A 25,184-nucleotide genomic window follows, 5' to 3' on the forward strand; every position below is an offset into this window, starting at 1 on the left:
CAAGTTGGAGGCTTGCTTCGCTTGTTCTGCGCGCCGATGACCGTTTGGCCTCCATCTTGCGGGCACCACTGAAACCGCGTATGAGTGGTCGCGAGGTCGACAACGGTGTCCCATTCGGGGTCCGGTATTCGGGCGCTTCAATATGCCCCTGGGCATGGCATCGTAAACCTGCGTGAGAGCATGAGCGATATGCATGTAAGCAAGTTCGGCCCCGAAGACGGTTCTCCAGTGCTTCTTCTGCACGGCGGCGGAGTAGCCGGGTGGATGTGGAACTCACTTCGCGGGCGACTCGAATCGAAGTACAAAGTGCTCGTACCCGATCTTCCCGGCCATGGCCAGAGCGCCGATGAACCGTACCGATCCCACATCGAAACAGTCGATGTTCTCAGCCAGGTGCTGTTGCGTGGCGGCTCGGCTCCCGCTGCGGTAGTCGGATTCTCGTTGGGTGCACAGCTCACTGTCGAACTTGCGTCCACGTACCCCGATCTCGTAGACCGGGCGATGGTTGTCAGTGCACAGGCAAAAGCGATGCCCTTTGCCGGACTCACCCTTCGCGCGCTCGGGGCCGCCGCACCCCTGGCACGAAATCGAAGGTTCGCCCGACTGCAGGCTCGGGAGTTGTTTGTGCCTCCGGAGTTGATGGAAGATTACATCGACACAAGTGCCCATATTACGAAAGCCACGCTGCTCGCAGCCGTCGGGGACAACATGAGATTCGAGTTACCGGCAGCATGGTCAGAGTTTCGCGGTCGAGCACTCGTGATGGTCGGACGGCGGGAACGCGTCTTGATGCGTGACTCCGCTGTGGCCATTCACACGGCCCTCCCTGGTAGCGAGATTGAGATTGTCGATGGCTGTGGCCACGGGATCCCGCTGCAACGCCCAGACTGGTTCAACGGCCGTGTTGCCGCTTGGCTCTCTCGGCAATAGCTAAAACTAAACCTCAGTAGAGGTTGGGCTTTCGGGCGAGTCTCGTGGTCATCGCTCCGATGGCTGATCCAGTCATTTCGGCGCCCGTACGACGTCCGGCTTGCCGGCGCTAGAGCGCTTCTGTATCAGCGAGCTCCCGTAGCGCTGCAATGTGCCCGTCGAACGCCGCTCGTCCTCGAGAGGTGAGTGAGACGGTCGTGATACGACGCGAGTCCGCTCGTTCGGGCGATGTCTGCTTCGAGGTGTGCACGTAGCCGAGTTCGATGAGGTTGCGGATGGTTTTGGAAAGGTTCGCTTCGCTCACTTCGAGGGTATTGACGAGGGTGCCGAAGTCGGCGGCGTCCAGCGGCCGGAGCAGCGCGCAGAGCCGCAGCCGTGTCAATGCGTGGATCGCCTCATCAAAGCGCGGGTCAGCGGACACGCCGCAGGTCCCGAGCATAGGCCCTGTCGTAGATCGCGACGCCGACGAGCATGACTATGAACCCGGCGGACGTCGAGGCGATGATCCAGGAGCGTTCGCCCATCGTTGCGAGGACGAGGGAGATGATGAAGGCAGCAACGATCATGGTGCACAGCACGATCAGTACTGCCAGACTTGCCGGGCCGGCCGGGCGGTTGGTCGAGATCCCGGTCCGCTTGCGAAAGCGGTGCTCGATGCCGACGAGGGCGATAGTGGCAAGCGCGGCTACGACGCTCATTGGGCCGGCGACGCCCGCGGCCGGCGCGGCGACTACCGCGGCGACCGCGAGAGCCTGTGCCGGAGCAGCCCACCAGGTCTCAGCCGTGAACCGAACAGCCAGCCGACGGCGATCGACGGCGATCGTGTCAAGCGCCTCGCGAGCGAACGCGGCGTCATGCGGGCCGAAATGGGCACTATCCATGCGATCAAGTGAATCACTTGCCTCCCAGTTAAGCAACACAATTCGGGTCCGAGTCTCGCGTTGAAACCTGCGCTGTAGCCGTTCCCGCTTGCGGGCATCTCTCGGGGTCATCGCACCTATGGACGTTTCAATCGTTTGGGCGCCTGCACGGCGTCCGACTTACGGGCGGTGCGACGATGGCCTTATGACTGAAGCATTCGAACCGGCGCTTGTCCCCGAACTCTTGATCGTCGACATTGATCGCAGCCTCGTCTTTTGGCGCGATCTGTGCGGTTTCGAAGTTCGCTACTCGCGGCCCGAAGAGCGTTTCGCTTACATCGCGCTCGGCTCCGCCCACCTCATGCTGGAGCAGATCGGCGTCGGTCGAAACTGGATCACTGGCCCGCTTGAGGCTCCGCTTGGGCGCGGAATCAACTTCCAGATCAATGTCCCCACCACCACGCGCCTGGCCTCAGTCCTCGAGCATGCCGGTATCGAGCTCCTTATGCAGCCAGAGACGAAGTGGTACCGCATCGGCGACGAAGAGGCCGGGGTGGACCAATTTCTTGTAACAGACCCCGACGGGTACCTCATCCGCTTCCAATCGTCTCGCGGTCGCCGACCCGTATCCAGGTAGTCCAGCTACTGCTTCTGGCTCACAAGCTCGTTCGGCGGCGATCAGGCGCCCGGTTGAACACCATCTACTTATGGACACCTCCGATGACCGGCTGAGGGTTCCCGTTGCGGCACGGAGACAAGCAGGGTCGGTGCGATTACTCTCATTCTTCCGCAGGGGGCATCAGACGGCGGCGCTTCTGAATCGCCAATGACACCAGTCCGCCGACGATGACGGTCGCAACCTGCAAGACAGCTCCGAGTATGTGCGCCCAAGGCGCATCAACCGTTTCTCGCAGGGTTGTGCCGACCGCGATGAGGACGGCAGCGACGACCGCGAGCATCGCGTATGCCCACCAGACCCACTTTCGAGAATGACGTGTCCGCATGCGTGAAGACTATTCCATCGCCCCGCCGGCGGCCGCCGGAATGGTGCGGCCTGACCACGGGAAGCGCGGCAGCGCGTGGCTTCTGAGCACAGGGCTATGGGTGTCCTGCCCGTCTACTTGTGACGGCGACAACTTCAACCAGAATCCCGATCAGGATAAGAACCCATCCCAAAATACCGAGATTAGTGTTCGTGACGACGACCGCGCCCGCAATTAGGAACGTGATCGAAAGGATCAAGGTCAACAGAGTGACTTTGCTCAGACGCATAACCTCACAATACGGCCCAGCATGTGACCGTGGTCGCGCGGGCCAGCCGGGGCACTGCCCCGCCAGTGGTTGGGCTTTTGGGCGAATCTCGTGGTCATCGCTCCGATGGCTGGTCCAGTCGTTTCGGCGCCCGCACGAAGTCCGCCTTACGCGCGCGCCTTTGACGGTCGCGTGGTTCGTACGCTTGCATTGACCTCATGACTTTCGATTGGTCACTTTCGCGCAGTAAGCAGTCCGATGCCCTCTGGATGGCGGAACTCCGAGCCGAAGTCATGCGCGCCGATCTGGAAAGGTTGGGCCGATGGGATCCATTACGGGTCCGCCAACGTTTTCTGGACGCATTCGAAAGTGCCCACACCTCGGTCATCCAAATAGACGACGAGAAGGCTGGACTCATCGCCGTTCGACCGGAAAGCGACTCGATCTGGATTGAGCACTTCTACCTACAACCGACTCACCAGGGCCGAGGCCTCGGCGGCCAGGTTCTCCGTCAGATCATGGCCGAGCATGAGGACCATCGTCCGTTTCGACTGAACGTGCTTCAAGGGAGCCCTGCGCGACACCTCTACGAGCGCAACGGATTCGTTTTCGAGCGCGAAGACTCGATCGATGTGTTCTTAGTAGCACCGCCACGCGCCCCCAGCTCTCCGCCTCGGCCCTGATGACTCGATGAGCCTTCCGATTCCGGTCGGTCAGCGAGAAGGCGGGAGCGGACACGTGCGGTCGGCGGCTAGCATGGCCGGCAGTGCTGCGAGACTGGACTTGGCGCTGTTATGCGCGGGAACCAGAAGGCACTCAGCAGTCCAACAAGGAAGAACTCATGAAGACTGAACGTCAGATCAGCACTTCCTCCAGGCGGTTGCTCTCAATTGCGCGCCTGATCGGCCAAGGCGCCTTGACGCTGGTTCTGATCGTTTTTGATGTCGTAAAATCTGCAACTGGCGGAGGCAATTCGTCGTCAGCGTTCATGCCCGTCATTCTTCCAGGTGCGGAATCTGACTCCGCCCCGCTCGGGCCTGACCGAAAAGCGCGCAAGAAACCTCGTCGGACCAAGCGCCGGACGAACTAGTTCTGCTGATGCGCGACCCCGCGTCGCCCTGGCTTTCGATCCGTATCAAGTTCCCAGCTTGACGTCCCCGTTGAAGGTTCGGTTTGCAGTCGCTCGGCTCAGTGCCTCATGCCATAGCCTCCTGCCATGCCACTTTCCGAATATGTCTCGCAGCTGCGACAGCTGATTGGACCCCGACTGCTTGTCCTTCCTGGAGTGACTGCTGTCATCAGAGATGATGCCGATCGCTATCTTCTGGCGCGGCACGTTGCCGGAAATCGCTGGGGGTTTGTCGGCGGGGCCGTGGAACCACTCGAGGCGCCGCGCGTTGCATTGATGCGCGAGGTTCGTGAAGAACTCGGTGTCGAAATCGAGATCTGCGCGGTAATTGACAGCTATGGCGGCGCAAGCCTGATGAACGAGTATCCCAACGGTGACATGGTCAGCTATGTCACGACTGCCTATCTTTGTCGCCTGAAAGAAGAGCCGACGGCCGCCGAAGCTGACGAGGTTTCGGAGGTGGGTTGGTTCTGTCGCGATGAAATCCGGCACTCGAGCGATTTGAGTGGATCGACCTCGTGCTTGACGACGCGCAATACATTCCCGACAGTGACCGGTAGACGTGCCGCTTCCGGACACCAAAACGGCCGCCGCATTTTGCTAGCTAGCGGAGTCAGATCGTTCCGGGAGACGGCAACAGCGGACAATCCCGTTCCCCCACTGACGCGGCAACCGCCGTTTCTGTACCTCGCGTCGACGGTTGAAACCCGTATCAGTGAAGGTCCTCCGCACTGACCAGGGCGTTCTTCTTGGAGGTCACTTCTTGGCGCTACTCGCGAGCACCATTGCGGCGCACCTACGCGACAGTAGTCTGCCTTTGTGGACACGAACAAAACAAGCCCAGCGCTCGGGTTTGAAACCCTCGGCTTAACTGAATCAGTCGAGCCGGTGTCTGCTGTGCGGGGGAACTGGTTCGGGAAGGCAGCAGTGCTGGCCGTCCTAGCCTGCCTGGTAGTTGTCTGTGTCGTGGGGGTGTACTTCCTAGGCCGTGCCGCGCTCTCTCCGCTTGTCTTGGATCTTGACGGGAATCCAAAGGGTCATTGTTTCGTTCTCTCGCCATCAGAATGCTCCGCCCTCGATGTGCGGTACGTCCAGAAACTCTCGGGAATCGACTTCCCTTCCGGAGCAGAAGTTGTCGAGTCTGGCGCAACCAAGTCGCTGAAGTCCGGTTCGGAGTGGGCAACGGTTCGCTGGCCGGAAGGAACGACGATGCCAGAAAATCTGTCAGGTGGATCTGCGTCGCGTGGTGAGTCGTTCGGCGGTTTCGCCCGAATCGATGCCGTCTGGAGTATCGAGGACGGCAGCTACGATACGAGCGTGCAGCTCGGTGTCGGAACGGACAACCGACCCAGACTTCAGCTCCTGCGTGGCTGGGACGGTTGAGCAGCTGATTCTGTTGCGTTCACGGACGCGATTTGCTGGCGGAGGTATGTCCTCCTTTCACGGAAGCACTCGCCTGCTCCGGTAGAGGCGCGCTTCTCATGAAAGCTGACTATTGGATATCTGGATGCCTGCCTTGAGCGCCCAGTTGCTCAGAGATAGCAGGAACCCAGGGATCCACTTCTGTGAACGCCGACGGGAGCCTTCGTTCCTAATTGCTCCGTAGGGGGTTTCCCCAAAGACACGGCACGATGCCGCGCTGGCGTCCGACTTTCGGACATCAGCGACGGTAGCGCCACCTTTATCCATGTTCGTGGGATAGTCAGGCGATGGACGATCATGAGGTCGATGCCGACATGGATGCATTCGAAGCTCACACACGGGCGGTTATGACAGACCTCGCTCAGCTCGCGCGAAATCTCGCCGGCCCGGCTGCGCGAGTCGACGAATCCACCACCGACTCGTGGCTGATGATTGACATCCGCCCTAAGCGACCAGACGCGCTCGCGATATCGCTTGCAGTGGACCAGTGGCTAGCTCTCAGCGCGGGGCACAACGGCGGGACGTGGGAACTCGGCTGGGACAATGAAGCCGATATGGGGCTAGCCCGTGATCTCATTGCCTCAATCATTGCCGGTCGAGTGGAAGAACGCTTTGGCGCGTTTCGTTCCCGAGTAACGGTCTCGCTCCCGAACGGATCAACAGAATCGGAAACGGGCTGGTCTGGTTGTCTGGCGCTTCTCATTCCTCAACCCGGGTGGACGCGATGGGGCCGACACTGCCAATACGCGCCCTATCGTTCAATTGACGCGTAGTCGTAGACCTGAAATCTGATGAGCAGATGCTCAATGTCTTCGTCAACTATCGAGGCAATGTTCCACGGGCAATAGTGCTGCTCGGATAGCGTTCCTCTCGTGTGTACGCGCGAGGATGCTCCGCGGCGCCAGGCCGGCAATACACTCAGGCCCGCTTGGTCGCGCGCCAATCGCGCGCACGACACAGGATCTGTTGGACCACGGCGCTCTTGGCATCCGCGTAGTAGTTCATGTCACTCCACCGCTGCTGTGCCAGCCTTTCCTTTGTGGTGGCATAGAGACCGCGATCGGCACTGTTGATTCGAAGCCAGTCGCGCAGATCGCGGTAGTCGTCGATTTCCTCAGACTCGGGCTCGAGGACATGCACATGAACGTCTTTCTCCGTCGTTCTGAGCATCCGATGCCGCGGTTCTCTGACTCGGAGGAAAAAACCCTTCGACTCGAGTGGCGTGACGTACGCGCTTTCGTCCGTCACATCGGGGACGATGAGCAGCATGTCAATGATCGGTTTCGCGGCGAGCCCCGGAACCGCCGTTGACCCGATGTGTTCAACCGAAAGGGCCCCGTTGCCAAGCGCATTCTTGATCTGATAAGCCAGTTGTTCGAAACGCTTTGGCCATTCGTCGTCAGAATCTACGATCACGATGGGACGCTCTTCTCGCCCGCCAATCAATACCTCGTCAAGTCGCGCGTCCATCTCAGCACTCATGACGCAATTCTCTCAGTTACGCTGCCAATGCAGTGGGTTCGGCCAACGGGCGAGCGACGTGACGGTGGGTCGGGATGCCTGTCAGGTCAGAGCGGACGTCGTGCGAGCAGGAATGCCTGTGGGTACGCCTCAGTCGCGCGCGGCCCGCGGCGTAGTCGGGCGGCAACGGTGAAACCCACGTCCTCGAGCGCATCCTGCACAGCGATGTCGTCATACAACTGAGATTGAAGGGTGACGTCGTGCCCGTATGCGTGCCGAATGATGCGCTCCCCAGTTCCGACGTGAAAGCCGAAAAGCGCGTACCCACCGGGGCGAAGTACGCGGTGCAGCTCGCTGAGCACGGAGGCAAGCTCGACCGTCGGGGTGTGAATGATGGAATACCAGGCGAGCACGCCGTCGAAGTGAGCGTTCTCATAGGGAAGATCCTTCAGATCAGCAATGGAGAACCTTCGAGCGGGGTGAGCTCTCTGTGCCAGCTCGACCATGCGCGACGAGACATCCACGCCCTCGATATCGAAGCTGGCGATCGCGTCGATGAAGGTGATCATCCGTCCCGCTCCGCAGCCGGCGTCGAGGAGCCGGGCTCCACTGGTTTCTCCGAGCTCGGCGACGAAGTGGCGAACCATCGCGAGGTCGAGTGGCGACTCATACGCCGTATCGGCTAACAACTGCGCATATGACTCAGCCACTACGTCGTACGTGTCCCCAACTTCACTCCACGAACTGACATTTGAAGGCATACCTCGAATCTACGGGACCAACGACGCCGGTCAGTAGCGGTGAGCAAGCCGTGCACTCGTCCGATRGGGGTTCCGCTTGCGGGCCCCTGCCGTGGTCACGGCTCCGATAACTGATCAAGTCGTTTGGGCGCCCGCACGACGTCCCTGTTGCGGCACCCTGCGTAGGTTCCACGACGCCAGTAGATTTGTCGTCCCGCTAGGCTCAGCCCATGCTCCGCCTTCGTAAGACGCGTTGGAAAATCGCCTACATTGCCATCGGCGTTGGATCGCTCTTCGTGCTCAACGGCGGAATTCTTTCGCACCTACTTTCTGATCCAATTTACGCAGTGGTTGCAAACCTGCTTACCGTCCTGCTCTATTTCGTAGGGGTGCGATCCTTCCGGGGTGCTGGCGAACCAATTGACCCGCCACGCGCCTCGTGGAGGATGACCTCTCGGCCGCGAGCCGGTTTCGTCATTGGGTCGCTACTCATCCTGAGCTCCGCCAACGGTATGTTCGTGGCGGCCTCAGGACCGAGCGACCTCACATTTGCCGGCGTGCTTGGTGCAATAGTCGATGCGTCATTGGCGTTCTTCTACTTCAGGTCGTCGATCTTGCTGCGACGAGTGCCCCCTCTGACGGTGCAAGAAGCTCCGCGCTGGAAGCCCATCAAGCGCCAACCGCTCCAATGAACGGCCAGGCTTCTCCTCGTAGGGGGTGCGTCTAGCGTGCGTCGGAGCGCCGTCTAGGCTCGCGACAGTTGGGGTCTCACTTGCTCGCGCGGCCGTGCCCTGGCCGGCGTAGGCCGAGCACAATCAGGATGATGCCGACGATGGCGATGATGAGCCCGATGAAAAGCCACATGCGGCTACCTGTCATGACACTTCCCGGGATCAGATTCATGCCCTGCCCGGCCCACACTCCACCAAGGATCAAAGCGATCACGCCGGAGGTGATCAGGGCGATGCGCCCGGTACGACTAGTCACGTTTCCCAACGTACCCGCGACCGACTCATCCGTCGCCGGTACAGGTTCTTTTCCTGGACGGGACTCGCTTTCCTCTGGCGCTGCCGACAGACTCAAGGAATGAACGAGTACGACGATTTGCCCCGCTCTGAATTCGCCTTCCCCGGCCCGTTGCGTGACCAACTTGTTTGCGCGATTCTCGACGGGAGCAAGACGTCGACGACCTCCATGGCTGTGGAGTATGAGTTAGAGAACGAGTCGTTTCCGCAGCTTGGTGCACGGCAAGTTGTTGTCGACTCGGCGGAGAAGGCGGTCGCGGTAATCGAGACCACAGCCGTCGATTACGTTCGCCTGGCCGACGTTCCGTTGGAGCATGCGTGCGACGAGGGCGAGGGACATTCGTCGGTTGCTGACTGGCGCGCTGGACACGAGCGGTTCTGGCACAGCGAGGAGATGCGCAACTTCCTTGGAGATCAATCATTCGCTGTGAATGACGACACGATGGTGGTCCTTGAACGGTTCCGCGTCACCAAGTTGCTTTGAGCCACACCACGTCACACGTCCACTCGCCAATGGCGGCGCGGAGGGTTCCTCCATTGATCTGCAGGGGGCAGGCTGTTTCGTCACAGATAGCCTCTCCCTATGGAAGATGAGTTGACCATTTCAATCGTCACGTTCGCCGACAACGATCTCGCAGAAGAAATTCACAGATTGCTCCCGCAGCTCTCGAAGACAGCGGTGTTCGACCGTGACCTTCTCAATCGGATGGTGGAGAACGAGTCAGTCGATCTCTTCCTTGCGCGTCTCGCTGGTCGGGTTGTGGGCATGGCCACACTCGTCACCTTTCCGATTCCGACGGGGCTCCGAGGGCACATCGATGACGTCGTGGTGGATGAAGCCGCGCGTGGTCGAGGGATCGCCCGCCAGCTGTTGGAGGCCATGATCGTCAGAGCACGGGCAGTGGGTGTGCGGAGCCTGGACCTGACGTCGCGCCCGTCCCGAGAATCCGCGATCCGCCTGTACGAGGCTTCTGGATTCAAGCGGCGTGATTCCGTCCTGTTCAGGTACCAGTCCGTCGATTCAGACAGGATCAGAGCATGACTGAGCCAGTTGTACGGGCAACCCTTCTTGAACAGGCTCTCGACAACAAGGTGACGGCATCCGTCCAGGTGCGTCGCATTACCTTGCTGCCCGACGTTGCTGGCGGCCCCCATCATCACAACGGCCCGGTCTTTGGATCGATCGAAGCTGGCTCTGTCTACTTCCAGGTCGATGGCGGGCCCGAAACAGTGCTGCGCGTGGGAGACGTCTTCTACGAGCCCGCGGGCATCCTGATCGATCGGTTTGATGCGACTTCCGAGGGCGTCACGTTCCTGGGCTATTTCCTGTCTAGTCCCGGAGAAGAACCAGTGCTTACGCCGGTGGCCCAAGAACACTGAGCTGTTCTGTTTGTGCACGCGGCACCATCCGCTTGCGCCGCTCGATCTCGCGTCGCTCAGACGATTTGCGTGGCCCGCCTCGTCTCAGCCCACCGCAATCCGAACGTTTACCCCACGGCCGCCAGGTACTCACCCAATGTTCCTCAGCCATCCAGGGCGTCATGAGGCAATGTGTGGTGCCCGATCCCGGCTAATCGATGGAGTTTGCATGCGCCGTCTCGTGATGTTCATCATCGCCTTCGTTGTCCTGTTCGGCCCAGCCACGGCAGCCCAGGCCCATCCGGTTGGTACAACCGGCGTGCTGATCGATGTCAAGGCTGAGAGCGTGGGGCTGACGCTGCAGCTTCAACTCGACCAGCTGAACAAGGCCACCGGCCTTGGCCTGGCGCCCGGAGGGTCCATCCCCACGGAAGACATTGCACGACTCATCGACGACAAAGTTGCGCTCACCGCGGGCGACCGCACCTACACCACCACGATTGCGGGCCTCGATTACGGCAGTATCAACGGAACCGATGCCCTCATCGTCAACCTGACCGCCGTGCTTCCGTCTGGGCCGGGCTCATTCACTCTGAACTATTCGCTGCTGACAGATGTTCTGACAGACCACAAGGTCTACGTTTCGCGTGTCGTCGACGGAAGTGAACCCGAACTGCTCGGCGTCATCTCCGCGACGCAATCGACCCTGGACATCGCCGTGGACTCCCCCAAGGCAAGTGTCGGGGCAATGATCGGGCAGGGGATGCACCATATTGCGGATGGCTATGACCACTTGATGTTTCTCGCGGTGCTGCTGCTGTCGGCTCCACTTGTGGCCAAACGGAGCGCTGCAGGGTGGCGTTGGAGCCCCCGCGCAGACAGTCTCCGCTCATCGCTGAAGCGTATCCTCGCCATCGTCACCGCATTTACTGTCGGGCACTCGATCACGCTGCTGATCGTCAGCCTGGGCTGGTTCACTCCTCCGGTCCGCCTCGTCGAGACATTCGTCGCGCTCTCGATCGCCGCGGCGGCGTGGAACCTGGTCCGACCGATGTTCGCGCATGGTGAGGTGCTGCTGGCCGGTGTCTTCGGGCTCGTGCACGGCATGGCGTTCGCGACGACGATCCTCGAGCTGAACCTCAACGTGACGGACACGCTACTGGCCGTGCTCGGCTTCAACATCGGAATTGAGCTAGCCCAGCTGATTGGCGTGATACTTACTGTCCCGCTCATCCACGTCGCTGCGACCGGAAACTACTACCGCCCGTTCTGTTGGGTGGTCGCCGGTCTCGGCATTGTGGCTTCGGCTGCTTGGACGGTTGGCATCTGGACTGGCACGGACTCAGTGTTGACTCCACTCTTCGACGGCATCGCCACGTATCCGTTGGTTTCCTACGTCCTGTTTGTGACCCTCATGGTCCTCCTCGGATTTGCGACACCGAAGATCACCGGCAAGACCGGAGTCAAGACCAAGGTCAGTACCGCGGTCAATTAGCCGTCAGAAAAGGGTCGGTGAGTGCCTGCACCCTGCGGTGAGCATGCCATTCCGCCGTCGTCGGCAAATTTACAGATGGTCGTACCCCCATAACCGGGGGTATACCGAGTCGTCACATTGGCCACTTACGTTTGCCAGCATGAAACAGCTCTTCGCACGCAGCGGGTCCCCTTCCTGTCGAACTATGATCGCCATCCTGATAGCGACGATGGCGGCCCTACTACTTTCTGCAAGTCCCGCCTCGGCCCATACGAGCCGTGACCACGGCGAACTTGTGGTGACCACAGATAACGGAAGCACCAGCGGGCGACTCATGGTCAGCAGCGACGTCGTACCCGTCAAGCAGGCCGGCGAGTGGGTCGAGGGGCTGCTGTCGGCTGGCTGCCCCCTCACCGCTACCGGGGTGGATGGTGCGAGCGGCGGCGCACCCGGAACCGTCGTCGTCGAACTGGCATGGGGCTGCACACTCAGCCAATTGGACGTCTCCTCCCTACTGACGGCTTCTGGCGTGCCCAACCTGGTCGTCGAATTCGATGGCCACACGGCCGTCGCTAAGGCCTCGACTCCCGTCGTTGACGCAACCGGGGTACACGCCACGACGCCAGCCGGCATGCCGGCAATGCTGCCAATGGCTCTGTTCGCCGCAGCCCTCGGCCTCGCGGCGGCCGCGATTTTGGCCCGCCGCAGGAGTGCCTCGACACCTACTGCCCCGCGGCCAAAGCGGAGCAGCCCGAGCGGGCGCATGCGCGTAGCCATCAGCAGCGGTTTGGCATTCGTTGCGTTGGCACCGGCATTGGTCGTGCTGTCGCCCACCGCGGCACTCGCCGCGACGCCGGGCCTGTCCCTCACCACGGAGAACCCGTCGGTTGGTCAGCAACTGGAATTCCATTACTCCACGGACGCGCCGGCGTCGAACAACTGGGTTGGCATCTACGGCCCGAAAGACGTTCCGGGTCCAGTGGCAGCAAAGACATGGGCCTACACCCCTCAGGCCGACGGATCCGTGACCTTGGGCAGCGGCGGGTTGAGTGCCGGCCCCTGGACCGCACATTTCATGGCCAAGGATGGCTACGAGCCATTGGCCGCGCCCGTCAGCTTCACGCTCACGAAAGTGTCCAGCACGGATCTCGCCATCGTTCAGGGCTCGGTGTTCACCGACCTCAACGCGAACGGCAAGCAGGACGCGGGCGAGTCCGGGATGGCCGGCGTCTCCGTCACGGACGGCGAGAACTGGGCGGAGAGCGGCGCCGACGGCACCTACAGCATCCAAATCGACCGGGTGCGCCGAGAAACGGACCTGGTCACAATCGTCTCGCCCAACGGTTACACCCCTGCACTGCGTGAGGACTCCGTACCGCAGTACTTCCGCACAGTCCCGGCCGGCCCGTCCCCCGTCACCGGATTGGACTTCGCCCTGGTGCCCGACGACAACGCGGCCAACCCAGCCGAAAAGTGGTCCCTCGTCTCCGATGTGGAGGTCAGCAACACCAGCGACAAGGCGGCGGCCTCATCCCTGCCGCAGTGGACCGGGCATGTGCAGGCAATGGCCGAGGCCACGCAAGCAACCATGACAATGACCACCGGCGACCTGACCGTCACGGACTATGCCGCGGAGCCGCGCCGGCAGGCCGGCTACGACATCCTGCGCAACGGGCTGATCGACGGCAAGCTTGGCCACCCCTTCTATCCGGTGGTGGGCAACCACGATATCGGCGGCACCGCGACATCCGTCGGCTACGGCGGCAGCTTGGAGTATTGGCGCAAGAACCTGGGCCCGGAGTGGTACAGCTTCGACCGCAACGGCCGCCACGTCGTGGTCTTGGAGAACAACTACGACTCCGCCGGTCTCGAGCCGCAGCTGCAGTGGCTTCGTGAAGATCTGCGCCGCCACGCCGTCGGCAAGCAGGTGCTGGTCTTCGCGCATCGCTCACTGTTCACCAAGTGGGGTCCCGGTGCTGGGATGCAGCCGACCGTGGACGAGCTGGCCAACTACGACGTTCGCATGTTCGCCGCGGGCCACAACCAGCAGGCCGAGTACCGCCGCGGCGCGTTCGCCCGCTCCGTTGAGATCAACAATATGGGCACCTACGGCCTCGACTCCGCCCGGCCCGACTACAAAATCGTGGACTTCGCCGGCATCACGGACGACCCTGACACGGCGGCCAACGAGGATACGGGCTACGTCGGCGGCACACACCGCCAGTTCGGCGTGAACAACGACGTCGCTCTGGTCAGCCCCGCTGCGGGCAGCACCCATGGCGCCAAGGCCGGCGTGCCGGTACAGATGTTCGTTGAGGACGACGGACGGACGCCCGCAACGGCATCTCTGGTCGTGACGAAGAAGCAAAACGGCAAGGTCGTGTGGCAGGACGGCGCCCTGGAATTCGGGAAGAACACGACGTCGACCGGAACCGTCAATTGCTACACGCCCCCGGGTGGCCAGCCAGAGCCCTGCCCGGCGGCCAAGACCTCCTGGACGCGGGCCGCTGCTCACATCGCCGGATTGACTCCTGGCACATACACAGCGACCATGACGGCCGTTGACACCGCCGGCAAGGAATGGCCGAAGGTCGTCAATGCGTTTGTTGTCCTCGCGGACGCCAGAGTCTCGACGGTCAAGCCAGGACAGGACTGGTTGCGCCAGGGTCGCGACGAGACCGGCGGTTCGGCCAGCGGGGACGATCCCGGTGCCAAACTCGATCTGCGCTGGTCGGCCAACACTGGAGAACAATTCCACCTCAACGGCGCGGCCGTGGCCGACGGCAAGGTGATCGTCGCCTCCCGGGCGTTCGATTCGCCGTACAGCATGATGCTTGCCTACGATGCCCGCACGGGCGCAGAAGCGTGGCGCACCTACCTCGACGGCGACGCCGAGTCCTTCCCCACTATCCATCAGGGCAAGGCGTACCTGACCACCGGCGTCGGACGCGTGTACGCCGTGGATGTGAAGACCGGCGCGGTTGCGTGGGAAACCATCAGCGGCGAGCAGACCCAAGGCTCCACCGTCCGCCGCTATGGCCGGGCGGGAGGGCCGGTGAGCGTGTTCGACCTGCCAGGTCGTCCCGCTGTCGCGGTCTACCAGGAATGGGACCGGATCAAATGCCTCAACGCCGCCACCGGTGAGCAGCTGCCCGGCGGCTTCTCAGCCGCCGCAGGGTGGGGCCAGTTTCACAGCGGTGTGGTTCGCCAGCCTGGTTCCACCTCGGCCTACCTGCACTCCGGCTCCAGCCAGACCCTCATCGAGATGGATTTGAGCACCTGTGGGCTCCTCTCCACGGTGGACACGGCGGGAGACCTGTTCAGTCAGTCCACCCCGACCTTCACGAATCCCACTAGTGGCGACCCGCAATTGGTGACGGCGACGATCTCCGGTGTTCGGGGACACAACCCGAAGACCGGCGGTGCCACGACCTGGCACGCAAAGCTGGGCACCTCCAGCGCCTGCCAGGCGGGGCCGCCGCCAGTGACCGGTCCCGCGGTCTGGGGTGGCATGGCCTACGTGGCCAGCCTGGATGGCGTGGTCCGGGCATACGACACCACATCGGCCGCCCCTGAGGCCCCCCGGTGGGAGACTCCGGTGGGCTACCTGCCGGGCGAAAGTCCGATGGATGACCCATGGAATGTCGCGGCCGGATGCAAAGCTGCCGGGCCGGGGTCCCCGGCCGCAAACGCGCTGGCCACCGAGTCAGTCGTTTATGTCGGTACCCGTGACGGACGCGTCGTGGTGCTGGACCGGGCCACCGGCAAGCGCCTATCGGAATACAACCTCGGCGGTGCGGTCACCTCTGCACTGTCCGTCAGCGGAAACATCGTGTTCGCCCTGACCGATGACGGAACCCTGCACGCCCTCGTCGCCACCAAGTCTTAGGTGTAGTGACGACGCCGCCCGCGTCCCCTTTGGGGGAAGCGGGCGGTATGCGTCGCGGGGATGTACCGCCCATGGGCGGCACCCCGCTTCAGCTGATCTTGCGACGGTAGATGGCGATCGCAAAGCCGTAGGCGACAACGAGAATGCCGACGAGCCAGGCGAGGGCGATCCAGATGTCACTGCCGACGGGCTGCTCGGCGAACAGGGCCCGGATGGTGTTCACGATGGAGGTCACGGGCTGGTTCTCAGCGAACCAGGCGACCGGGGCCGGCATCGAATCGGTGGGTACGAACGCCGAGCTGATGAACGGCAGGAAGATCAACGGGTAGCTGAACGCGCTCGCGCCATCGACGGTCTTCGCCGAGAGCCCGGCAATCACAGCGAGCCAGGTCAGAGCGAGGGTGAACAGCACCAAGATACCGGCGACAGCGAGCCAGGCGCCGACGGATGCTCCGGTGCGAAATCCCATGATCACCGCGACGCCGATGACGATCGCGACGGAGACCATGTTTGCAACGAGCGAGGTGAGCACGTGTGCCCAGAGCACGCTCGACCGGGCGATCGGCATCGACTGGAACCGTTCGAAGATGCCGCCCTGCAAGTCGAGGAACAGCCGGTAGGCGGTGTACGCCACGCCGGACGCGATCGTGATGAGCAGGATGCCGGGGAGCATGTAGTTGATGTACGGCTCGTCGGATCCGGTGTTGATCGCACCGCCCAGCACGTATACGAACAGCAGCATCAACGCGATCGGTGTGACCGCGGTCGTGATGATCGTGTCGGGGCTACGGAGGATGTGGCGCAGTGAGCGACCGGTGAGGACGCGGGTGTCGCCGAGGGCGTAGGTAGTCATCGGAGTTCCTTTCCTGCAGGGACCGTGCCATCGGCGCGGTCGTCGTCGGAATCGAGTTCGCCGGTGTCGCCGACGAGCGCGAGGAAGACATCCTCCAAGGAAGGCTGCTTCTCGACATACTCGACCGCGGTCGGCGGGAGGAGTTTTTTGAGTTCGCTGAGGGTGCCGTTCTGGATAATCGTTCCCTTGTGCAGGATCGCGATCCGGTCGGCGAGCTGCTCCGCTTCGTCGAGGTACTGCGTGGTGAGCAGCACCGTGGTGCCACTGTTGGCGAGTTTCTTGATGGTCTGCCACACCTCGATGCGCGCCTGCGGGTCGAGTCCGGTAGTCGGCTCGTCGAGGAAGATAATCGGCGGGTTGCCGATCAGACTCATCGCGATATCGAGTCGGCGGCGCATCCCGCCCGAGTACTTCGCCGCCGGGCGTTTTCCCGCGTCGGTGAGCGAGAAGCGGGCGAGAAGGTCGTCGGCGATCACGCCCGGGTTCTTGAGGTGGCGCAGCTTGGCGATCAGCACGAGGTTCTCCCGTCCGGAGAGAATTTCATCGACCGCGGCGAACTGGCCAGTGAGGCTGATCGACTCGCGCACCTCGCCGGGCTTCGTCGCAACGTCGAAGCCGTAAACCGTGGCAGTGCCCGCATCGGCCTTCAACAGCGTCGACAGGATGCGCACCAGCGTGGTCTTACCTGCACCGTTCGAGCCGAGCAAGGCGAAGATGCTCCCCGCCTTCACATCGAAGTCGACGCCCCGCAGCACATGGAGGTCTTTGAACGATTTCTCGATGCCCTGCACGCGGATGGCTGCTTCCGAAGTCATGGCCGTTCCTCCTCCTTTGCGTTCTCGATCGCCTTGATCAGGCGAGCGCGCTCCTTGTCAATCCACTGCGTTCCGCCGTAGGCCTGGGTGAACATCTCGGCGAATTCGACCGGGTCGTCGCCGACGATCGCGCTCACGGGCGTTCCGTCAACGACGGCGCGCTCCCAGAGATCGGCGAAGTCGCCGAACATCTTGACGATGGTGTCGCCGTCGGTGATGCCCCCGTAGTACATGAAGTACCGCTCGAATGCCTTCGCGGCGGTGCGGTACGGCTCGGGGAGGGCCTCGATACGGGCCTTGTACTGCTTGTACTGCTTCTTCTGCTCGAGCGAGCCGGTGAGGGTCTCGATCCATTTTGCCGCCATGATTACGCTCCTTCTTCTTGTGGGTGTGCTTCTTCTTGCGGGTGTGCTTCTTGCGGATGCTCGATGTGCTCGCGGATCTGTTCGATCCGTTCTGCGAGAAAGGCCCACGACTTCCAGAACTCGTCGAGGTACTCGCCGCCCAATGCGTTCAGCGAGTAGACCTTGCGCGGCGGCCCCTTCTCAGACGGGACTTTCTCGACGTCGACGAGGCCGCGCTGTTCGATCCTGATCAGCAGTGCATACACGGTGCCCTCGACGATGTCGGAGAATCCTTGGTCGCGCAGTCGCGCCGTGATCTCGTAGCCGTAGGCCGGCTGCACGGCGAGCGTCGCAAGAACGATTCCTTCGAGCGTGCCCTTGAGCATCTCGGTCATTTGCTTACCCATGGCCTCGTCCTTCTAACTACTCAGTCTTGCTGACTACCAGTACATAGTAAGCATGAGTACCGGTAGATAGCAACACTGAATAGCAAAATTCTGGAGAAGACTCTCTCGCCGCTCCGTGGCCACCGATTCACAGTGGTTCATCCATCCGCCGACGTGCGCGAGTAGCCTCTGATGAGTCTGCAAAGCCCGCGCTTTCCACTGCGACAGATTGGAACGAACGCCATGAGCACAACCCCCGGCCCCCTCGATGTCACCTTCACCGGCCCGATTGGGATCGAGATCAAGGGTGACCTGTGGTCCTGCGTGGAGATTCCGGGTTCCGTGGAGCTATTCGGAACGGGCAAGGCCATCAAAGTCGTTGGTCTCGTTGACGACGAGCCGGTGGCGCTTGCGCTGATGCCGACCGGATCCGGCGGCCACATGCTCTCAATCAGCGCCAAGCTGCGCAAGAAGCTCGGCAAGAACGTCGGCGACGACGTCACGGTTCACCTGTCGGAACGAGTCACCTAGATCGGCGTCAACCCGTCAGTTCGCTCAGACGGATGCGCAGATAGCGTCGTTCGGACTCGTTGTCGGTGAGGATCAGCGCCTCCTCGAAGGCGACCCGCGCCTCATCGAGACGGCCCAGTCGGGTCAGAAAGTCGGCGCGGGCGGCGGCAAGATACGGGTAACGCGCGAGTTGCGGTTCGGCACCGAGCGCATCCAGCTCGGCCAAACCTTCCGCATAGCCGACTGCGAAGCCGAGGGCGATGGCCCGGTTGAGTTGAACGACCGGCGACGGCCACGTTTCCAGGAGTAGGTCGTAGAGACCCAGGATCTCCTGCCAGTCAGTGTCTGACCACGACTCGCTCTCGTCATGCACGGCCGCGACCGCCGCCATCAGGGCGAACCGACTCGGCGGCCGTTGCTTCAGAGCCTCCCGCAGCAGCGCCGCCCCTTCATCGATAGCCGATCGATCCCATTTCGTCCGGTCCTGGTTCTCCATCAGCACGAGTTCACGCTGGTCATCGACGCGAGCGTCCCTCCGGGCATCCGTGAGCAACACGAGTGCGAGAAGCCCGGCGACATCGCGGTCACCGGGAAGCAACACGCGCAGCATTCTCGCCAGCTCATGTCCACGCTCGGCGAGATCTCGGCGCATCAGGTTCGCTCCCGAGGGAGCGGTGTGCCCGGTCGTGTAGACCAGGTAGACGACGGTCAGCACACCGTCGATGCGCTCGCGCAGCCCGGATGCCGCCGGCACGCGGTACGGGATGTTCGCGGCCGCGATCTTCTTTTTCGCTCGGGTGATCCGTGCCGCCATCGTCGCCTCCGGCAGCAGAAACGCCCGCGCAACATCGGCCGTCGACAGCCCGCAGAGCAGCCGCAGGGTCAGCGCGACTTGAGCATCGAGCGCGAGGGCGGGGTGGCAGCAGGTGAAGATCAGCCGCAGCCGATCGTCGGAGATGTCCTCGGTGTCGTGACCGGGGCCATCCGCCAAATTCGCCTCGGGATCGAGAAGTTTGGGCAGCGCACGCTGCGCTGTCGCAGCGCGGCGGTGGATGTCCAGCGCACGTCGCCGCGCAGTCACGGTGAGCCATGCGCCCGGGTTCTGTGGGATCCCGCGCGTTCCCCAGGTCGACAACGCGCTGGCGTAGGCATCCTGAACGGCTTCTTCGGCCGTGTCGATATCGCCGGCGACACGCACGGTGGCCGCCAGCACGAAGGCCCACTCCCGACGGTGCGCATCCGCAACCGCAGCAGCGACCTCCGAACCGGCGGCCGGTGACATCAGCTCGCCACGCGTACGGGCCGAACTTCGACGGCGACGCCGGCGGGAATCTCTTTGGCGATCTCCAGCGCCTCGTCAAGGTCGGCGGCCTCGATCAGGTAGTAGCCGCCGAGTGTCTCCTTCGACTCCGCGAAAGGACCGTCGGTCACCGAGAATCCTCCGGAGCCGTCGCGCCGCACGGTCGTTGCCGTCTCCGGCGGCTCGAGCGCGGCACCGTTGAGCAGCGATCCGCCGCGCCGCCGCATGAACTCGAGGTAGTCGGCACTGACCGTCTCGCCGGCTTCCTCTTTCGTCGCCACTTCTTCTTGGAAGATCATGACCAAATACTTCGACATTTCGTACTCCCGTCGTTGGAACCTTGGCTTGCACGATTGATTTTCAATGGGCCGGCGCGTTGGCGTAGGAGGCGACGAGCCAGCGCCCATCCTCTCGAACTAGCACCCAGGTGGCAATGACTTCGCGTTCGGTCGGGAGTTCGGTCTCCCCCGCCAGGAGAATGCCGGCCTTGCTGACCACGATCGCCGTGTCCCCGATGAGGCGGATGCTCAGAGTTTGATCGACCGTGCGGGATCCTTTGAGCGGGCCCCCAAACCCGGCCGCCATAGATCTGCGAATCTCGTCCCTGTCGCGGTGAAACGCGCCAGGCATGACCACAGTGGCATCCTCTCGATATGGGCCCACGAAGGCATCCGCATCGTTGTCGGCCCAGGCGGTGTAGATCTCGTTGAAGAGACTGCGGATCTCGTCGGTCGCCTCGAGCTGAGCGGTGGTGGAAGTGTTGTTCGACATTGGTCTGTACCTTTCGTCGTTGTCGGTGAGCCCTTCTATTTGGGCTCTTACCTCTACGACGCGGAGCAGATGCTCAGATCGACAACTGTGCCCAGGTATTTGAAGCAGTCATGACGTGGCTTTCAACGACCCGCTCGCTCAGGTCCGGCGACCTCTACGGTCTCCCGCATCCCTTGACAAACCCCGCGGCGGAATCAATGATGCGATCCTCACCAGGTTTGCCCTGAACTTCGACGTCGAACCTGGCCGGATGAGTGTCCGACTATTGAAAGAGCGCTGTGACAGTTCTCGTATGGGCGTGTTTTGCGGTCGGAGCGGTCGTGCTGTTTCTCACCTGGATGAGTGTGATCGGAACGCTGATCGTGCCGCGATCCACACGCAGCGCCGTCTCACGGGTGACGGGCCGCGCCACGATGAAGTTCTTTCATGCCATCACGAAGCCGATTTCTTCCTACGTCGTTCGCGACCGGGTTCTGGCCTGGCAGTCCCCGATGTCGTTGTTCGTGCGCCTGCTCGCGTGGGTTGCGATGTTCAATCTCTCGTTCATCTTGCTTTTGCTCCCGTTCGTTGACGGCGACTTCTGGAAAGCCGCCAGCGAGGCCGGCTCCGCAATGTTCACGCTGGGATATGCGGAGCCGACGAATGCCGGCAACACGGTGTTGGTCTATATGGCAGCGATTACCGGTTTGATCGTCATCGCCTTGCAGGTCGGATACTTGCCCACCCTCTACGCCGCATTCAACAGGCGCGAAGCGGAAGTCACACTTCTCGTCTCGAGAGCCGGCTCCCCGTCGTGGGGACCGGAGCTCCTTGTTCGCACACGATTCGGCATGGAGGCCCAGAACACCACCCAGGAGCTGGGCGAGCTCTACCAACGGTGGGAGCGCTGGGCTGCCGAAGTTGCCGAGTCACACACCACCTACCTCACCTTGGTGTGGCTCCGCTCACCTGCGGCGCAGTCGAACTGGCTCATCTCGCTGCTCAGTGTGATGGATGCCGCGGCGTTGCAACTTTCGCTGAGCCCGAAGTCGGCCCCGCACATCCGTGCCCGGCTCGTGCTGAGGATGGGGTTCACCTGCCTCAATCAGGTGGCGCGGGCTGTTCGCATCCCGGTTGACGAGGATCCCGACCCCGACTCCCCCATCGACGTGACGTTTGAGGATTTTCAAACGGCAGTGGAGATTCTGCGAACCGTCGATTTTCCGATTGAGGTGACGCCGGAACAGGCTTGGCCCCATTTCAGAGGATGGCGCGTCAACTACGAAAAGGTGGCCTACGCTCTCGCCTACGCGATCGATGCGCCGCCCGCAATGTGGAGCGGCCCGCGACGGTTCAAGTTCGAACCGGTCTTGCCACACCGGCCCCAGAATCGCACCGCCAAAGAAGTGAAGCCTGATGACCCGCAGATCATCAGCCGACCGCGCCCCGAATGAGAGCGGCCGACGTCAACCGATTTGCTCGGCCAGCGCGACGATGATGCCCGCGGGGCCGCGGAGGTAGCAGAGCCGGTACGTGCTCTCGTACTGCGCGATCTCGTCGAGGAGTTCCGCACCATGGGTGCGCAGGCGGTCGACGGTGTCGTCGATGTCGTCGACAGCGAACATGATGCGATGCAGGCCCAACGTGTTGGGCGGAGGGTTTTCCGATCCAGCCCCAGACAGCGCGGGAGCGTGATACTTGGTCAGCTCTAACCTGCCGTGGCCGTCGGGAGTGCGCAGCATCGTGATTTCGCTTCGGATCCCGTCGAGCCCGACGGTGCGGTCCGCCCACGGGCCTTCGATGTGGGCACTGCCTTCCACCTCCATGCCGAGCTCAGCAAAGAAGGCGACGGCCGCGTCCAAGTCGTCGACGACGATCGCGACGTTGTCCATCCGCTGAATAGTCATGTCTCCCCAATCAATCAACAAATGCACGAGAACGTGACGGCCACTCTCTCGCCCGCGGCGTTCCCGGAATCATCGGAACCTAGCACGACGCTTCAGCGGGTTCAACGAACGTCAGCCCGACCGCGACGGCCAACGAGACCGACACGAAGCGGCGGTACTCAGCCTCGTCGAAAAAGGTCGGCCAGGACCTGCTTCTGAATGTCGATAGCGATCATTGTCAGGCCGGATGGTCGACCAGGAATGGTCCGCGTCGACGAACAGAAGTGCCCAGACGGCGATACCGTCTGGGCACTCACGGTGTATCTGTTCAGCTGATGCGGTCCTCCTATTTTGCGAGCGCTTGCGCCTGCGCCATGACTGCATCGGAAATCGCGAGATTTCCGCCGAGGACCACGATCTTCGTTGGCTTCAACCGCGTCAGCTCGGCGCCGATCGCTGCGGGAATCCCGTTGGGCTGGACGAGGAGCACTGGCCCGCCATTCACGATCGCTGCAGGGCCTCCGGAGAGAGCATCCTGGTATGTAGCCCCAGTCGCGAGGTACACCACCGGAGCCGTTGCAAACGTTCCGGCCGATACGGCCGCTGAGGTGCCGAACGCATCAGGGCCCCATAGCCTGGTCGTCGGTGCGATTCCCGATAGTGCAGCCGCGACACCGTCTGAAACGGCGGCGTTTCCACCGAGCACGACGATGCGTGCAGGACGAAGCCGCGCCAGCTCCGCGGCGATCACGCCCGGAATTGCATTCGGTTGAACCAGTAGAACCGGCCCTTTGTTCACACCCGCCGCCGGCGCACCAGACAGCGCGTCCTGGTAGGTTGTTCCGGTTGCGATGTAGGCAACCGGCACACCAGGGGCAAATGTTCCTGCCGATACTGAGGCCGACGTGCCGTAGGCGTCAGGGCCCCATAGCCTGGTCGTCGGTGCGATTCCCGATAGTGCAGCCGCGACACCGTCTGAAACGGCGGCGTTTCCGCCGAGCACGACGATGCGTGCAGGATGAAGCCGCGCCAGCTCCGCGGCGATCACGCCCGGAATTCCATTCGGTTGAACCAGCAGAACCGGCCCCTTGTTCACACCCGCCGCCGGCGCACCAGACAGCGCGTCCTGATAGGTTGCTCCGGTTGCGATGTAGGCAACCGGCACACCAGGGGCAAACGTTCCTGCCGAAACGGCCGCCGAGGTTCCGTACGCATCGGGCCCCCACAACCGGGTAGCCGTCACTGTAGTCCCCGGTGCGCCGACCGTGTCATAGAGGGCGTAGTCGTCGGTGACCAGAGTGCCGTTCGAGATGAGGTTGAGCCCGAAGCTGAGCCCAGTGGATCCCGCCGGGACCGGAGCTGTGTCCCAAGCCACCTGAGTGTACGTCGCCGAGGGCAAGTACTGAGGACTAGAAGTCCAATAGATCCAGCCACCGACGGAGTTACGGTAGTACACATCGAACTGCGTATTGGCCGTCGATTTGTACCAGGCCCGCAGCGAGTAGGTGCGCCCGGGAGTAGCGGTCGGCGCGCAAGTGCCGAGGTCCTGCGTGAGCGCGAGTTTCGCATCACCCGAGACTAGATTCGTCACTATCAGTTGCTCAGCGGCCGTTCCCGTATGCGCGTCGGTCACGGTACTGAAGGCCCTCGTGCTGACACCGAATCCACCTTGCTGCCAGCACTGCGGGGGCTGTCCAGCCGCTCCGGGCGTCTCGAGGCTCGGGTTGAGAACGCCGTTCACGCCGGGGCCGGGGGCTGGGCGGAAGGAGTTGGTCGAGGTGACGAGGGGCTTGACAGCCCCGCCGACGACCTCTGCGACCGTCTTGACGGTCGTGTTGTTCGTGGCGGCGCGAAGTTTGAGCCAGTCGACGAATTGCTGGAGAAGCGTCGGGGTTACTGTCAGGTTCAGCGGGTCACACGCCGTGGCGCAGATGTGATGCATCGTGAGCTGAACCCAGCCTCCGCCGCTCGATTCCGCATCAGTCACCGTCTTCTGCAGGTCCGCGAGCGTCCACGTGGAGTCGACCTCGTCGGGGGCGCGGGTCTCGAAGGGATTCAGCGGAGGCACGGTCTCTGCGAAGAGACCGGGAGTTCCGCCGAACCGCGTGAACGTGTCACCCAAGTTGCGGGCGCTGTTGTAGCCGCAAGCTTCCACAGCAGCGGAAACGGCCGGGTTCAGACTTGCGTACGGGTAAGCAAAGTCCGTGTTGGGGTAGCCCCAGCCTGCGAGCGTATTCCTCGCCTGACAGATCTGTTTCGTGACCTCATCCGCCGGAATGAGCGTAAGGTCTGGGTGGCTTACGGTGTGTCCGCCGATCTCGTGGCCCCCGGCCTTCAAAGTAGCAAGGTTGGCCTGGGTCATGTAGTCCTGGGCGCCAATCCAGCCGGTCGTGATGAAGAATGTGCCCTTCATGCCGGCGGAGTCGAGAATCGGCAGCGCTGTCATCTGGTCGGCGTTGCCGTCATCAAATGTGAGACTGACTACCGTGGGCGGATCTGTGATCGCGGCCTGCGCGGGCACCGTCCCAATCGCCAGGGCCAGCACCACCCCGGTGAGTGCGGCCATGCTTCGTAGCAGTGTCTTGCCGCGTTTTGAAGGTTCGTTCATGATGATTGCGCTCCCCAATCGTGTTCGGTCACGTGATCGACGGTGACGGGCTATCCCGGGCAGTTGACCTGAGGTGCGATGCCGAAAGGTGCCTGGTGCCTCAGTCTTAGGCCGAACAGGTGCAGGAGGGACGCTTCGTCGGAACTCTGCGGGTTCGCGCGGTCATCGTGTGGTTAACCGAAACATCCACCA

The 25,184-nt window shown here is 62.3% G+C and carries 30 protein-coding genes; 15 read left to right on the forward strand and 15 right to left on the reverse strand.

The genetic code is table 11. From position 1 onward, the window contains the following. The first annotated feature begins 180 nt into the window (after positions 1-180). A complete protein-coding gene (locus AB4Y63_RS12230) occupies positions 181-930 on the forward strand; it encodes an alpha/beta fold hydrolase (RefSeq protein ID WP_441791319.1) in 750 nt (249 codons plus the stop codon). A gap of 109 nt (positions 931-1,039) precedes the next feature. Here the strand turns inward: AB4Y63_RS12230 and AB4Y63_RS12235 are convergent, their stop codons facing one another. Together AB4Y63_RS12235 and AB4Y63_RS12240 are read right to left on the reverse strand one after the other, a co-directional pair. Continuing rightward, positions 1,040-1,351 (reverse strand): transcriptional regulator, encoded by a 312-nt coding sequence (locus AB4Y63_RS12235; protein ID WP_441791320.1) that lies wholly within the window; start codon positions 1,349-1,351, stop codon positions 1,040-1,042. Further along, entirely contained in the window at positions 1,341-1,811 is a 471-nt protein-coding gene (locus AB4Y63_RS12240; protein WP_441791321.1) for a hypothetical protein, read from the reverse strand. Before AB4Y63_RS12240 ends, AB4Y63_RS12235 begins: the two co-directional genes overlap by 11 nt. 184 nt (positions 1,812-1,995) lie before the next feature. Between AB4Y63_RS12240 and AB4Y63_RS12245 the strand changes: the two genes are divergently transcribed. Next, entirely contained in the window at positions 1,996-2,427 is a 432-nt protein-coding gene (locus tag AB4Y63_RS12245) for a bleomycin resistance protein (RefSeq protein WP_441791322.1), read from the forward strand. Positions 2,428-2,569: 142 nt separating this feature from the next. Here the strand turns inward: AB4Y63_RS12245 and AB4Y63_RS12250 are convergent, their stop codons facing one another. Beyond that, entirely contained in the window at positions 2,570-2,794 is a 225-nt protein-coding gene (locus AB4Y63_RS12250) for a hypothetical protein (protein ID WP_441791323.1), read from the reverse strand. Positions 2,795-3,334: 540 nt separating this feature from the next. Here AB4Y63_RS12250 and AB4Y63_RS12255 point away from each other — a divergent pair. The 5 genes from AB4Y63_RS12255 (at position 3,335) to AB4Y63_RS12275 (ending at position 6,365) form a co-directional block, all read left to right on the forward strand. Then, positions 3,335-3,724: a GNAT family N-acetyltransferase gene (locus AB4Y63_RS12255; RefSeq protein WP_441791324.1), complete on the forward strand. Its 390-nt coding sequence runs from the start codon at positions 3,335-3,337 to the stop codon at positions 3,722-3,724. Between the two features lie 158 nt (positions 3,725-3,882). After that, positions 3,883-4,131, forward strand: a complete 249-nt coding sequence (locus AB4Y63_RS12260) for a hypothetical protein (RefSeq protein WP_441791325.1) — start codon at positions 3,883-3,885, stop codon at positions 4,129-4,131. A 126-nt stretch (positions 4,132-4,257) separates the two neighbouring features. Then, positions 4,258-4,905, forward strand: a complete 648-nt coding sequence (locus AB4Y63_RS12265) for an NUDIX domain-containing protein (RefSeq protein ID WP_441791326.1) — start codon at positions 4,258-4,260, stop codon at positions 4,903-4,905. 84 nt (positions 4,906-4,989) lie between these two features. Continuing rightward, a complete protein-coding gene (locus AB4Y63_RS12270) occupies positions 4,990-5,553 on the forward strand; it encodes a hypothetical protein (RefSeq protein WP_441791327.1) in 564 nt (187 codons plus the stop codon). A 326-nt stretch (positions 5,554-5,879) separates the two neighbouring features. Continuing rightward, entirely contained in the window at positions 5,880-6,365 is a 486-nt protein-coding gene (locus AB4Y63_RS12275; RefSeq protein ID WP_441791328.1) for a hypothetical protein, read from the forward strand. Between the two features lie 145 nt (positions 6,366-6,510). Here AB4Y63_RS12275 and AB4Y63_RS12280 read toward each other — a convergent pair whose 3' ends face one another. After that, positions 6,511-7,074, reverse strand: a complete 564-nt coding sequence (locus AB4Y63_RS12280) for a GrpB family protein (RefSeq protein WP_441791329.1) — start codon at positions 7,072-7,074, stop codon at positions 6,511-6,513. 86 nt (positions 7,075-7,160) lie between these two features. Next, a complete protein-coding gene (locus tag AB4Y63_RS12285; protein WP_441791330.1) occupies positions 7,161-7,763 on the reverse strand; it encodes a class I SAM-dependent DNA methyltransferase in 603 nt (200 codons plus the stop codon). A 260-nt stretch (positions 7,764-8,023) separates the two neighbouring features. Here AB4Y63_RS12285 and AB4Y63_RS12290 point away from each other — a divergent pair, with 260 nt between their 5' ends. Further along, positions 8,024-8,485 carry a hypothetical protein gene (locus AB4Y63_RS12290; RefSeq protein ID WP_441791331.1) on the forward strand — a complete coding sequence of 154 codons (462 nt, stop codon included), beginning with the start codon at positions 8,024-8,026 and terminating at the stop codon, positions 8,483-8,485. A gap of 76 nt (positions 8,486-8,561) precedes the next feature. On the opposite strand, the gene AB4Y63_RS12295 is transcribed toward AB4Y63_RS12290, so the two are convergent. After that, positions 8,562-8,780, reverse strand: coding sequence for a hypothetical protein (locus AB4Y63_RS12295; RefSeq protein ID WP_441791332.1), 219 nt, complete (start codon positions 8,778-8,780; stop codon positions 8,562-8,564). Between the two features lie 99 nt (positions 8,781-8,879). On the opposite strand from AB4Y63_RS12295, the gene AB4Y63_RS12300 reads away from it, so the two are divergent. The 5 genes from AB4Y63_RS12300 to AB4Y63_RS12320 all read left to right on the forward strand — a co-directional run bounded on the left by AB4Y63_RS12300 (position 8,880) and on the right by AB4Y63_RS12320 (position 15,540). Beyond that, positions 8,880-9,302 carry an ASCH domain-containing protein gene (locus tag AB4Y63_RS12300; protein ID WP_441791333.1) on the forward strand — a complete coding sequence of 141 codons (423 nt, stop codon included), beginning with the start codon at positions 8,880-8,882 and terminating at the stop codon, positions 9,300-9,302. Positions 9,303-9,401: 99 nt separating this feature from the next. Further along, positions 9,402-9,860: a GNAT family N-acetyltransferase gene (locus AB4Y63_RS12305; RefSeq protein WP_441791334.1), complete on the forward strand. Its 459-nt coding sequence runs from the start codon at positions 9,402-9,404 to the stop codon at positions 9,858-9,860. Then, on the forward strand, positions 9,857-10,198 hold the full coding sequence (locus AB4Y63_RS12310) for a cupin domain-containing protein (protein ID WP_441791335.1): 342 nt from the start codon (positions 9,857-9,859) through the stop codon (positions 10,196-10,198). The genes AB4Y63_RS12305 and AB4Y63_RS12310 overlap by 4 nt, the downstream gene beginning before the upstream one ends. Positions 10,199-10,406: 208 nt before the next feature. Next, positions 10,407-11,672 carry a HupE/UreJ family protein gene (locus tag AB4Y63_RS12315; RefSeq protein WP_441791336.1) on the forward strand — a complete coding sequence of 422 codons (1,266 nt, stop codon included), beginning with the start codon at positions 10,407-10,409 and terminating at the stop codon, positions 11,670-11,672. Between the two features lie 277 nt (positions 11,673-11,949). Beyond that, positions 11,950-15,540, forward strand: coding sequence for an outer membrane protein assembly factor BamB family protein (locus AB4Y63_RS12320; RefSeq protein ID WP_441791337.1), 3,591 nt, complete (start codon positions 11,950-11,952; stop codon positions 15,538-15,540). 88 nt (positions 15,541-15,628) lie between these two features. Here AB4Y63_RS12320 and AB4Y63_RS12325 read toward each other — a convergent pair whose 3' ends face one another. The 4 genes from AB4Y63_RS12325 to AB4Y63_RS12340 are packed head-to-tail and all read right to left on the reverse strand — an operon-like array spanning position 15,629 to position 17,959. Next, positions 15,629-16,393, reverse strand: coding sequence for an ABC transporter permease (locus AB4Y63_RS12325; RefSeq protein WP_441791338.1), 765 nt, complete (start codon positions 16,391-16,393; stop codon positions 15,629-15,631). Further along, the gene (locus AB4Y63_RS12330) at positions 16,390-17,208 is read right to left on the reverse strand and encodes an ABC transporter ATP-binding protein (protein ID WP_441791339.1); all 819 of its coding nucleotides are present in this window, start codon (positions 17,206-17,208) and stop codon (positions 16,390-16,392) included. The genes AB4Y63_RS12325 and AB4Y63_RS12330 overlap by 4 nt, the downstream gene beginning before the upstream one ends. After that, a complete protein-coding gene (locus tag AB4Y63_RS12335) occupies positions 17,205-17,573 on the reverse strand; it encodes a DUF1048 domain-containing protein (protein ID WP_441791340.1) in 369 nt (122 codons plus the stop codon). Before AB4Y63_RS12335 ends, AB4Y63_RS12330 begins: the two co-directional genes overlap by 4 nt. Before the next feature lie 2 nt (positions 17,574-17,575). Beyond that, positions 17,576-17,959: a PadR family transcriptional regulator gene (locus tag AB4Y63_RS12340; protein ID WP_441791341.1), complete on the reverse strand. Its 384-nt coding sequence runs from the start codon at positions 17,957-17,959 to the stop codon at positions 17,576-17,578. A 222-nt stretch (positions 17,960-18,181) separates the two neighbouring features. Here AB4Y63_RS12340 and AB4Y63_RS12345 point away from each other — a divergent pair, with 222 nt between their 5' ends. Further along, positions 18,182-18,469 carry a DUF1905 domain-containing protein gene (locus AB4Y63_RS12345; RefSeq protein WP_441791342.1) on the forward strand — a complete coding sequence of 96 codons (288 nt, stop codon included), beginning with the start codon at positions 18,182-18,184 and terminating at the stop codon, positions 18,467-18,469. Between the two features lie 7 nt (positions 18,470-18,476). On the opposite strand, the gene AB4Y63_RS12350 is transcribed toward AB4Y63_RS12345, so the two are convergent. The 3 genes from AB4Y63_RS12350 to AB4Y63_RS12360 are packed head-to-tail and all read right to left on the reverse strand — an operon-like array spanning position 18,477 to position 20,519. Next, positions 18,477-19,730, reverse strand: a complete 1,254-nt coding sequence (locus AB4Y63_RS12350) for an RNA polymerase sigma factor (protein WP_441791343.1) — start codon at positions 19,728-19,730, stop codon at positions 18,477-18,479. Continuing rightward, positions 19,730-20,065 (reverse strand): YciI family protein, encoded by a 336-nt coding sequence (locus tag AB4Y63_RS12355; RefSeq protein WP_441791344.1) that lies wholly within the window; start codon positions 20,063-20,065, stop codon positions 19,730-19,732. The genes AB4Y63_RS12350 and AB4Y63_RS12355 overlap by 1 nt, the downstream gene beginning before the upstream one ends. 43 nt (positions 20,066-20,108) lie before the next feature. Beyond that, positions 20,109-20,519, reverse strand: a complete 411-nt coding sequence (locus tag AB4Y63_RS12360; protein ID WP_441791345.1) for an SgcJ/EcaC family oxidoreductase — start codon at positions 20,517-20,519, stop codon at positions 20,109-20,111. Between the two features lie 278 nt (positions 20,520-20,797). Here AB4Y63_RS12360 and AB4Y63_RS12365 point away from each other — a divergent pair, with 278 nt between their 5' ends. Further along, positions 20,798-21,952: a hypothetical protein gene (locus AB4Y63_RS12365; RefSeq protein WP_441791346.1), complete on the forward strand. Its 1,155-nt coding sequence runs from the start codon at positions 20,798-20,800 to the stop codon at positions 21,950-21,952. Between the two features lie 12 nt (positions 21,953-21,964). Here the strand turns inward: AB4Y63_RS12365 and AB4Y63_RS12370 are convergent, their stop codons facing one another. Together AB4Y63_RS12370 and AB4Y63_RS12375 are read right to left on the reverse strand one after the other, a co-directional pair. Then, positions 21,965-22,405 carry a VOC family protein gene (locus AB4Y63_RS12370; RefSeq protein WP_441791347.1) on the reverse strand — a complete coding sequence of 147 codons (441 nt, stop codon included), beginning with the start codon at positions 22,403-22,405 and terminating at the stop codon, positions 21,965-21,967. A 325-nt stretch (positions 22,406-22,730) separates the two neighbouring features. Beyond that, positions 22,731-24,950, reverse strand: coding sequence for a cell wall-binding repeat-containing protein (locus AB4Y63_RS12375; RefSeq protein WP_441791348.1), 2,220 nt, complete (start codon positions 24,948-24,950; stop codon positions 22,731-22,733). Between the last annotated feature and the right edge of the window lie 234 nt (positions 24,951-25,184).

The organism is Leifsonia sp. YAF41, assembly GCF_052113185.1.
In the GTDB taxonomy this organism is placed as follows: domain Bacteria; phylum Actinomycetota; class Actinomycetes; order Actinomycetales; family Microbacteriaceae; genus Cryobacterium.

Bases quoted from the DNA above. Each gene is read 5' to 3' on its own strand.
- AB4Y63_RS12230 (WP_441791319.1), top strand. From the start codon at position 181: ATGAGCGATATGCATGTAAGCAAGTTCGGCCCCGAAGACGGTTCTCCA.
- AB4Y63_RS12240 (WP_441791321.1), bottom strand. From the start codon at position 1,811: ATGGATAGTGCCCATTTCGGCCCGCATGACGCCGCGTTCGCTCGCGAG.
- AB4Y63_RS12245 (WP_441791322.1), top strand. From the start codon at position 1,996: ATGACTGAAGCATTCGAACCGGCGCTTGTCCCCGAACTCTTGATCGTC.
- AB4Y63_RS12250 (WP_441791323.1), bottom strand. From the start codon at position 2,794: ATGCGGACACGTCATTCTCGAAAGTGGGTCTGGTGGGCATACGCGATG.
- AB4Y63_RS12255 (WP_441791324.1), top strand. From the start codon at position 3,335: ATGCGCGCCGATCTGGAAAGGTTGGGCCGATGGGATCCATTACGGGTC.
- AB4Y63_RS12260 (WP_441791325.1), top strand. From the start codon at position 3,883: ATGAAGACTGAACGTCAGATCAGCACTTCCTCCAGGCGGTTGCTCTCA.
- AB4Y63_RS12265 (WP_441791326.1), top strand. From the start codon at position 4,258: ATGCCACTTTCCGAATATGTCTCGCAGCTGCGACAGCTGATTGGACCC.
- AB4Y63_RS12275 (WP_441791328.1), top strand. From the start codon at position 5,880: ATGGACGATCATGAGGTCGATGCCGACATGGATGCATTCGAAGCTCAC.
- AB4Y63_RS12280 (WP_441791329.1), bottom strand. From the start codon at position 7,074: ATGAGTGCTGAGATGGACGCGCGACTTGACGAGGTATTGATTGGCGGG.
- AB4Y63_RS12290 (WP_441791331.1), top strand. From the start codon at position 8,024: ATGCTCCGCCTTCGTAAGACGCGTTGGAAAATCGCCTACATTGCCATC.
- AB4Y63_RS12300 (WP_441791333.1), top strand. From the start codon at position 8,880: ATGAACGAGTACGACGATTTGCCCCGCTCTGAATTCGCCTTCCCCGGC.
- AB4Y63_RS12305 (WP_441791334.1), top strand. From the start codon at position 9,402: ATGGAAGATGAGTTGACCATTTCAATCGTCACGTTCGCCGACAACGAT.
- AB4Y63_RS12310 (WP_441791335.1), top strand. From the start codon at position 9,857: ATGACTGAGCCAGTTGTACGGGCAACCCTTCTTGAACAGGCTCTCGAC.
- AB4Y63_RS12315 (WP_441791336.1), top strand. From the start codon at position 10,407: ATGCGCCGTCTCGTGATGTTCATCATCGCCTTCGTTGTCCTGTTCGGC.
- AB4Y63_RS12325 (WP_441791338.1), bottom strand. From the start codon at position 16,393: ATGACTACCTACGCCCTCGGCGACACCCGCGTCCTCACCGGTCGCTCA.
- AB4Y63_RS12330 (WP_441791339.1), bottom strand. From the start codon at position 17,208: ATGACTTCGGAAGCAGCCATCCGCGTGCAGGGCATCGAGAAATCGTTC.
- AB4Y63_RS12335 (WP_441791340.1), bottom strand. From the start codon at position 17,573: ATGGCGGCAAAATGGATCGAGACCCTCACCGGCTCGCTCGAGCAGAAG.
- AB4Y63_RS12340 (WP_441791341.1), bottom strand. From the start codon at position 17,959: ATGGGTAAGCAAATGACCGAGATGCTCAAGGGCACGCTCGAAGGAATC.
- AB4Y63_RS12345 (WP_441791342.1), top strand. From the start codon at position 18,182: ATGAGCACAACCCCCGGCCCCCTCGATGTCACCTTCACCGGCCCGATT.
- AB4Y63_RS12350 (WP_441791343.1), bottom strand. From the start codon at position 19,730: ATGTCACCGGCCGCCGGTTCGGAGGTCGCTGCTGCGGTTGCGGATGCG.
- AB4Y63_RS12355 (WP_441791344.1), bottom strand. From the start codon at position 20,065: ATGTCGAAGTATTTGGTCATGATCTTCCAAGAAGAAGTGGCGACGAAA.
- AB4Y63_RS12360 (WP_441791345.1), bottom strand. From the start codon at position 20,519: ATGTCGAACAACACTTCCACCACCGCTCAGCTCGAGGCGACCGACGAG.
- AB4Y63_RS12370 (WP_441791347.1), bottom strand. From the start codon at position 22,405: ATGACTATTCAGCGGATGGACAACGTCGCGATCGTCGTCGACGACTTG.
- AB4Y63_RS12375 (WP_441791348.1), bottom strand. From the start codon at position 24,950: ATGGCCGCACTCACCGGGGTGGTGCTGGCCCTGGCGATTGGGACGGTG.